The 5,537-nt window shown below is 49.1% G+C and carries 5 protein-coding genes and 2 pseudogenes; all 7 read right to left on the bottom strand.

The genetic code is table 11. The features are described from left to right. A pseudogene (locus GEI7105_RS31975) lies at positions 1–1,004 on the bottom strand (IS701 family transposase); the annotation flags it as partial. Next, a complete protein-coding gene (locus tag GEI7105_RS0122710) occupies positions 973–1,491 on the bottom strand; it encodes a type I restriction endonuclease (RefSeq protein ID WP_017662704.1) in 519 nt (172 codons plus the stop codon). The gene GEI7105_RS0122710 and the pseudogene GEI7105_RS31975, both read right to left, overlap by 32 nt. 19 nt (positions 1,492–1,510) lie before the next feature. Beyond that, entirely contained in the window at positions 1,511–1,840 is a 330-nt protein-coding gene (locus tag GEI7105_RS0122705) for a HepT-like ribonuclease domain-containing protein (RefSeq protein WP_017662703.1), read from the bottom strand. Next, the gene (locus tag GEI7105_RS0122700) at positions 1,837–2,199 is read right to left on the bottom strand and encodes a nucleotidyltransferase family protein (protein WP_017662702.1); all 363 of its coding nucleotides are present in this window, start codon (positions 2,197–2,199) and stop codon (positions 1,837–1,839) included. The genes GEI7105_RS0122705 and GEI7105_RS0122700 overlap by 4 nt, the downstream gene beginning before the upstream one ends. A gap of 424 nt (positions 2,200–2,623) precedes the next feature. Further along, positions 2,624–3,184, bottom strand: a complete 561-nt coding sequence (locus GEI7105_RS0122695) for a hypothetical protein (RefSeq protein ID WP_144053989.1) — start codon at positions 3,182–3,184, stop codon at positions 2,624–2,626. A gap of 290 nt (positions 3,185–3,474) precedes the next feature. Beyond that, entirely contained in the window at positions 3,475–3,642 is a 168-nt protein-coding gene (locus GEI7105_RS38755) for a hypothetical protein (protein WP_017662699.1), read from the bottom strand. Between the two features lie 45 nt (positions 3,643–3,687). After that, positions 3,688–5,343, bottom strand: a pseudogene (hsdR, locus tag GEI7105_RS31970) (EcoAI/FtnUII family type I restriction enzme subunit R); the annotation flags it as partial. Positions 5,344–5,537 lie beyond the last annotated feature (194 nt).

The following is a 5,537-nucleotide window of genomic DNA, read 5'->3' as shown; positions in this document are numbered from 1 at the left end:
GCCATGCCACAAAACGAAAAGACATGGCTGTCCGAAAAGCCTCTAAAGCATCTACAAAAGTTTCCAAAGGTTGGTTCGCCCACTTCCTTCGTAAACCGCCCGTCAACTTATGCCAAAGGATAAAAGTGTAGGCACAAAATACCAAAATTAAATGCCGCTGTAAACTCTTCAAACCTCTCGCCTGGCATTCCCTCCAACCCAACCATCCTTTGGCTTCCCGATAGAAGACTTCTACCCAGTTTCGCCCTGAGTAAGTGTTCACGACCCATTCGGCAGTCACTTTTTCGGAGTCTTCATTCGTAGATAAAATAATCAATTTCTGTCGCGTCCGCATAAGAACTTGCATTCATGACGATAGCAAAGGTTCTTTCTCCTTGTAGACGTGACAGCTCTGCCGTACCCGTCGCCACCCACAGGGTTTTTGGGCTTGTTTGAATTTAGAGAAACTGACGTAAAGTCCTCTTCTGGTAAGCTTTTGGCATATTCATCAAGGCGAATCTTTTGCCAATTTTCTCCCGATTGATTCAGCCAGATTTTCCGATTTTTGGCGACGGCTCCTAGATACTTCAGTCGGCGAGATTCGAGTCCCTTTAAAAAATTTGTGTTGTTACCATAGCCGGCATCCATGAGGACGATTCCCGGTCGATACCCTCTCTTTAAACTCCGGTCAATTAATTCTAAGGCGATTTCGGGTTTCTTTTTGAAAGTAGGGATCTTTCTTGCCTGAGGGTAAGGAACTGGCTGGCTGATAGATTTCTACATCCAGAGGCAAATTTTTTTGCCTATCATAGAGATGGGTCGTTACCGCCACGATTCCGTTGTCGAGCTTGCCGATTTCTCCGATGTACTGTCTTCCCACACCTGCGGTGAAGTTGCCGCTTTTTCGATTGTCCTGTATCATCGAGCAGCAAGGCAAATCCCCGACCCACTCGGGTTTGATGGCAGGAGTCCACCACCTTTAAACGACGTTCGTTAATACGCTTCTCCTCCCAAGGGGATTCCGTTGACGTAACCGAGGATGTCGGGACGGCATTGGTGGGTTTGCCCCTGTATCGAGAGTTCGCGAACGGCGAGGAATTCGTTGTTTTGGGGGTTGTCGTAGTCGATGAGGCGCAGGCGGTGCGTTTCGGTGTGTTCGCGGTAGCGGTGCGTAGCACTATCGCGCTCGTCGGTGTATTTAACGGAAATGCCGTCGCGGATGAGTTTGTATTTTTCCTGGTTGTGCTGGCGGGTGGTTTTGGTGACGCTGGCTTGTTCGAGTCGATCGATCGCGTCGGTATAGGCGCTGTCGGGATGTCCGGGGTTGAGGTGTTTTAGGGCGCTGTAGAGACTGCGTTTGAGGAGGATTTCTGTGTTGTCGGTGCGTCCCAGGAGGCTATCGCGTCCGAAATCTTCTTCGTCGTAGGCAAAGATCGGTTTCCAGCCGAGAGTGTGGAGTTTTTCGGCGGTGGTTCGTTGAACGAGGATGTCTTCGGAGTATTCGGCGCTCATGGTTTTGGGGACAGTTGGGTTAAACGTAAGGCTGAAGACTGCGGACAAGCTGGGGTAACGCGACGGTGGCAGTATCCCAAACTAGCTGGAGATCGACGCGATCGTATTGATGAATCATGATGTTTCTCATGCCGACGATTTGCTTCCAAGGAACCGTAGCGATCGCGTCGCGGGCTTCTTGTGACAGTCGAGTGGCGGCTTCGCCGACGATTTCGATGCGCCGCACGATCGCGTCTTGAAGCATTCGATCTCGCTCGAAATCCGCCTGGGTTTTGCCGTTGAGGTAATCGGCGGCGAGATTAGCTGAATTGATAATGTCGCGTAACGACTGGCGATCGCGATCGGTCATGGTTGGCGATAGAGCAGTTGGGCAGATTCGAGGATGGCGGCGCGGCGAAGGGGGTTGTCGCTTTGTTCGATCGCGCGTTTGCTGGCGAGATCGACGGGGCGATCGAACAGTTGCGCGAAATCTTCGTGCATTTGCGCGAAGTCTAGGAGCGTCCAACGACTGCGATCGTCCCAGGTGACGAGGAGATCGATGTCGCTGTCGGGGCGGAAGTCGTCGCGAAGGACGGAACCGAAGAGTTCCAGTTTCGTAATCTGCCAGCGATCGCACAGTTCGGTGAGTTTTTGGCGATCGATCGTGAGGTTGGGACGTAGGGCGATCGTGGTTTGGGAGAGGTCGAGGTTGGGATTGGTGGGTGTCATACTTCGAGCGAGCCGCTCGTCAAGCGGGGGAGCAGGGTATCTCGAGCTTCTTTATTATTTTGGGTTTTGTCGCCTCAAATTAAAAATTTGTTGCATATTCTGACTTGCAAATCTATCGATTTCGCCTGTATCGATGCACCGAGGGGGAAACGGGTTAGAGGCGATCGCAGGCTCTGGGGGGTTGACCGGACGTTGAGCCTGAGTTTCCCTGGGAGTTTCGGCGGCGGTGAGGGAGGGCGCTCGAGAAGACTTATCTAGAATTTAGCAATGTTATCGTCATCACTTTGACTGAAGTTTAGAGAGTTACGCCGCTTATCTTTTGGAGTTGCTGAAGGATCTTTAGATTTGTCATTTGATGCGTTAGAATTTTTCGGTTTTTGGGAATTATAATCTTTCTGTTTTTTTTGGTTTTTGCTCATATTCTTTACAGAATAGGAATCAAGGAGGCAAGTAAAAGGTTGAGTGTAGCGCTAATCGCAGCAGCAGACAAACTGATTAGAGAGTATTTCACATATTTTGCTTTGTCGTCTCTCAATCTATCAAATTCATCAAGCTCTTCGAGCCAAGTATATATGATTTCGAGCTTAATATATTGTGTTGTTTTACATTTATTTCGTAGCTCTATAAGTCTTGAAGGTGACGTTTCGTTGTTGTATTTCTTAGGAATAAATCCTACAAAAGCAAAGATAATTGCTATAATGAGGCAAATGCAAACTAATATTTTTAAAAAAATCAAAGAATAACAAGTATACGAAATAGCTTCTTCGGTAAATGGCTTGATAGGAAGTGTTTTGATTAAAAGTAAATAAGTGCCACTCAATGCAATAATAGAGGCCAGTTTAGTGTCGGAGCTGCGAAGACTGTTTTCGTTAGATTCAATGGATCTTTTGATATAATCATAGATGAACGAAATTCGTTCTTTGTCTTCATCTGACTCAATATCTGGAATTATCATGGCTGAAAATAAAAAATCTAAAGAACCCAAAGAGCAACCCCAAAAAACTTCAAGTAAAGAACCTCAATCCACACCCAAAAGTCAGCGTCGATTTTCTCGAAATGACAGCAACGACTTTTCTAAATCTAACGATTAGCACAAATCTCGTTTAAACCCAAATATGCCGATCTCCTACTCAATCTTATAAAATTTTAAAACGCCGTAGTACTTGATAGCCTTAACAGCGATATTTTTGGTTTGAGTGCGGCGATCGCACCGCGATCGGATTTCAAACGTGTTTAGAGTTTGTATAGTTTCTGTTTGGTATTTTAGTTTTATTTTTATTCCCAAAAACGTTTTCCCATCAGTTTTGCTGCATAAGCCAAAACAATGACGACCGCAAATACAGAAATAATTCCAGTGATGATATCAAGCTGAGTATGAATTTTTTTATCTAGAACCTGTAAAGGTTCGGATGTTGGATTGGGTTGTTCTTCAATGGCTTTCATGTTGATTCCACGTTGTAAAATTGCAAAAATTCGTTACTCATCGCCCTACACTACGGTATCGTCAGAACGGTAGAGATGCTGCTGGAACGAGACGAACAGATTGCGAATCGTCGCAACCTCGCCCAGTTCCCGAACGGCATCGCTGACGCTGTGATATTTCAACTCCAGCAGTTGCGGTAACTTGCTGTTGCTGAGTTCGCCGACGCCTTCTTTGACGTATTGGTCGAGAACGAAGTCGAGAAACTCTTGTTGTTTTCCCGTATAGCGGGAGAAAATCAGCCCCTTGTGGGCGATGACACGCTCTCGACGACTGACCGGCTTTTGAGCGTAAGCAATATAGGCGAGTACGTCGTACAGGTAGCTGTTTTGGGCGTCTACGATGCGGGCGACTTCGGCGAGTTGTTCGTCGCCGTAGCCTTTCTCGGCTAAACCCGTTAACAGGCTGGTTCGGGTGTCGGGACGACTCCAGATTTCCTGTAATTCCGCTTCGTTCTCAAACAACTCGGGGAGTTCTCCAAACAGGCTTTTGATAAATTCTGCCGCCGACATGGGTGTGCCGTCAGGACTCCAAAACCGGGTGGTGGCGGTGTGGCTGAGGGTGCGTTCTTTCCCGTCTGCGAGGGTGATGACGATTTTCTCGGGACGCGATCGCCTCTCGTTTGTCTCTTCGCTGTCGGTGGGGCGATCGCTCTCCTCAGACGATCGCCGTTCGCGAGGTGCGATCGGTGTGGGGTCTTCGGGTTCGCCGTCCCACTCCGGATCGTTGAAGTTGCGGTAGGCTTCGACGAAATCGTAAATGGTGAAGTAGTCTTTCCCCTCAAACAACCGCGTCCCGCGACCGATAATCTGTTTGAATTCGACGATGGAGTTGATGGGACGCAGTAAGACGATGTTACGGACGTTACGGGCATCGACGCCGGTGGAGAGTTTTTGAGAGGTGGTGAGAATGGTGGGGATGGTTTTCTCGTTGTCTTGGAAGTGTTTCAGGTGTTGGTCGCCGAGTTGGCCTTCGTCGGCGGTGACGCGGACGCAGTAATTCGGATCGGGGATGACTTTCATCTGGTTGATGAGGTCGCGCACTACGAGAGCGTGGTCTTGTTTGGCGCAAAACACCAGGGTTTTTTCCCGTGGGTCGATCGCTTCCATAAACACCTTGACGCGGTAGGCTTCCCGTTGTGGGATTTCGATGGTGCGGTTGAAGTCAGATTCGACGTAGGTGCGATCGCGATCGATCTCTCCGGCGAGAACGGTGTCGTCATCGTCGTAGGTGTACTCGTCGAGGTCGGTTTCAAACTGTTTGACTTTGAACGGCGTCAGGAAACCGTCGTTGATGCCGTCTTTGAGGGCGTAGGTGTAGACGGGTTCGCCGAAGTAGGCGTAGGTGTCGGTGTTGTTGGTGCGTTTGGGCGTCGCGGTTAAGCCCAGTTGGACGGCGGGGGAGAAGTATTCGAGAATTCCCCGCCAGGTGCTTTCGTCGCTGGCCCCGCCTCGGTGACATTCATCGATGACGATGAAATCGAAGAAGTCTGGGGGATACTCGCCGAAACTGGGGGCGGGGTTGCCGTCGTCGTCGGTTCCCGACATGAAGGTTTGAAAGATGGTGAAAAAGAGACTGCCGTTTTTGGGAACTCTGCCCTTTTTGCGAATCGAGTCGGGGTCGATGCGAACCAGGGCATCGTCGGGAAAGGCGTTAAAGGCGTTAACGGGACTTAAACGGTAAAAAAGGTAAAATAAAAGCAAAACCCTTGACTGACAAGGATTTAAGGTGGAGAGTGTCCCCATGAGAGAGACCACCCCAGCCGCTATGCCACCCTGCTTTGAGAAGTGGTGCAAGCGTTTCGACCCCGACTTCAAAACCCAAGCACAAAAAAGGGGATTTAGACACTATTTGGGAG

The organism is Baaleninema simplex PCC 7105 (genome assembly GCF_000332355.1).
Lineage (GTDB): Bacteria > Cyanobacteriota > Cyanobacteriia > Cyanobacteriales > Geitlerinemataceae > Baaleninema > Baaleninema simplex.
This window is presented reverse-complemented; position numbering and strand designations above follow the sequence as displayed.

Excerpts from the sequence above, each read along its gene's own strand:
- GEI7105_RS0122710 (WP_017662704.1), bottom strand. The coding sequence starts at position 1,491 with ATGAGCGCCGAATACTCCGAAGACATCCTCGTTCAACGAACCACCGCC.
- GEI7105_RS0122700 (WP_017662702.1), bottom strand. The coding sequence starts at position 2,199 with ATGACACCCACCAATCCCAACCTCGACCTCTCCCAAACCACGATCGCC.
- GEI7105_RS0122705 (WP_017662703.1), bottom strand. The coding sequence starts at position 1,840 with ATGACCGATCGCGATCGCCAGTCGTTACGCGACATTATCAATTCAGCT.
- GEI7105_RS38755 (WP_017662699.1), bottom strand. The coding sequence starts at position 3,642 with ATGAAAGCCATTGAAGAACAACCCAATCCAACATCCGAACCTTTACAG.